Origin of the sequence: Phormidium sp. FACHB-1136, from assembly GCF_014697375.1 — a bacterium.
Taxonomy (GTDB): domain Bacteria; phylum Cyanobacteriota; class Cyanobacteriia; order Phormidesmidales; family Phormidesmidaceae; genus Nodosilinea.
Map to the genome: position 1 here is coordinate 1 of NZ_JACJRS010000244.1, position 1,939 is coordinate 1,939.

Sequence of the window (1,939 nt, forward strand, 5' to 3'; positions counted from 1 at the left end):
ACCGAGTCAAATCAACCCGAAAGGCTTTGGAGTAGCACTGGGGTTTGGGCGCGAGCTTGTGGGGACGATGGCCTGTGACGCCCAGCACCAAATCACAGGTCGGGGGTACTGGGTGAGTGGGCCTCACCGTTCCCCCACTGGCATCGGGTTTTGGGAGGGTTAGGGTGGTCATTGGATGAACCTGAGCGAAAAGAACAGGGCAGAAGCGAGGAACACTTGATGGGGTTAAAGCGCCCCTCGTTTGAGCCTACCCACGGTCTGCGATAGCAGATTAGCCAGACTCAGCGTTTGCTCCTAACCTACGACTTCAGCGAGTTTCGCTTTGTGGTTCGGATCGGGGTCAGCAAAGACAAGCGTTAGCTGGATAGACTGGCCGATGGCTTCCTCGACGATGCCCTGCACCTTGTTCTTGTGCTTGGTCAAAGTGGCTTGCTTAGCGGAATCCACCACTAAGGTGGCGACGCCTCGGCCCAGGTCGATGTGGCTCAACTGGCAATAGGTTTCGAGCAGCACCTTCGCCTTGGGTTGGGCCGTGGCCAGCACCCGACTCCAGACTTGATCCGGTGCAATGTCGGTGACAGGAGCTAGACGAGCCGTTGGGCGGGTGGGCATGAGCTTTAGCAGGGTCGCCTCTAGCCAGGGCTGGGGGGTCGGGCTAAATCGCAACGGTCGTTCGGCCCCTTCCAGGATATTGAGGGCTTGATAGACTTGGCTGACCTCGGTCGCCTGGGCCAGGGGTTCGAGTTGGGCCTTGGTGAGCAGGCTGGTGAGGAGTTGGGTTTGGCCTGGGGCTTCAATCAGCAACAGCAGGTCGTGGTAGACCTCTAGCAGCGCTCCATGAACCGCTTCAGGGGTGTGCCCTGCCTCAATCAGGTCTCGACTGCCCTGCATCAGACTCACCACGTTGCGGGTTTGGATAGCGGTAACCAGCGCTTTCAGTTCTCCAGGGCCGACTTGACCCACCAGGCGATAGAGGTCTTGGGCGGTGACGGGTTCATGGTCGCATAGCGCGGCCTTCGCTAGGAGTTGGAGCGCATCTCGGAGTCCACCTTGGCAGAGTCGCGCCATGGCCTCAATGGCCGTGGCTTTGACCGGGAGTCCTTCAGCCGTTGCGATATCGGTGAGGTAGGCTTTGATGACCTTCTGGGCAATGGGCCTGAACTCAAAGCTGAGGCAGCGGCTAGCGATGGTGGGCAGCACCTTATGGGGTTCGGTGGTGGCGAGGATAAAGACCACTCGGGCTGGGGGTTCCTCAATGAGCTTCAGCAGGGCATTCTGGGCCTGGGAGGTCAGCATGTGGGCCTCGTCAATGATGATGACCCGGTAGCGACATTGGGCGGCGGCCAGTTGGCAGGTCTTGACCAGTTCCCGTGCATCGTCAACCCCGCCATGGCTCGCGGCATCAATCTCCGTCACGTCTAGGGCGGAACCGTTCACGATGCCTTTGCAGGTGCCGCAGGTGCCGCAGGGCATGTCGGTGGGGCCATCGTGGCTGAGGCAGTTCAGGGATTTAGCGAGGATGCGAGCGGTGGAGGTTTTGCCTGTGCCTCGTGGCCCGCAAAAGAGATAGGCCGGGGCAATCTGGTGGCGTTGAAGGGCTTGAGTTAGGCAGGTCTGGACGGCAGGTTGGCCAACCAGGTCAGCGAGGGTTTGGGGTCGATACTTCAGATGTAGGTTCATGGGTGGAGGGAATGAAAGAGCATGAAAAAGGCGCAAGCCTAAGACCTGCGCCGGGACGTGGCCGTTGAACGATTCACGACTGGGCCTGTTCGGGACTGATGATTCTGACGGGCATCATGTAGCCCACGACGCCTAGCCCGTCTAGCTCCGACGCCACCGGAGAGAGCTTAATCAGGCTTTCGGGGCTACCCAATTCCAGCCGCAGTTGCTCGCCCGTGGCCGAGCGGGCCAAGTTGATCAGGAGGTCTAGGTTGAGGGC

General features: G+C 60.0%; 2 protein-coding genes. Both read right to left on the minus strand.

Translation table 11 applies throughout. The annotated features are described in order from the left end of the window. Positions 1-294: 294 nt before the first annotated feature. On the minus strand, positions 295-1,680 hold the full coding sequence (gene dnaX, locus H6G62_RS27040) for a DNA polymerase III subunit gamma/tau (RefSeq protein ID WP_190500914.1): 1,386 nt from the start codon (positions 1,678-1,680) through the stop codon (positions 295-297). 73 nt (positions 1,681-1,753) lie between these two features. Further along, on the minus strand, positions 1,754-1,939 hold a 186-nt coding region (locus tag H6G62_RS27045), incomplete at its 5' end, for a hypothetical protein (RefSeq protein WP_190500916.1).